General features: G+C 55.7%; 1 protein-coding gene. It reads right to left on the minus strand.

What is annotated here, in order from left to right:
- The coding region (locus ACO0LK_RS27120; RefSeq protein ID WP_422980625.1) for a hypothetical protein at positions 1-255 on the minus strand (255 nt) is incomplete at both ends.

The raw sequence follows: 255 nt of genomic DNA on the forward strand, positions 1-255 counted from the left end.
CATAGTTACCCAGCAATACCACGCGGTCAGCACCTGCACCCAGGCTCAGGAAGTTGGCGCCACGGCCCAGTGTCACGTCCAGTGCAGATTGCGCTGTCAGTGCACCAGCATCGATGGACACACCAACAGTTGCGTTAGCAACGTTGACGTTGTCGATCGCACGGATGGTCAGACGTTCGATGTGGGTGGTGGTGTTAGCAGCTTGATAGCTGTCAACCAGGGCATCAACGATGGTGTCATTCAACTGGATTTGGG

It is taken from the genome of Undibacterium sp. Ji49W, from assembly GCF_049340205.1.
Taxonomy (GTDB): Bacteria; Pseudomonadota; Gammaproteobacteria; order Burkholderiales; family Burkholderiaceae_D; genus Undibacterium.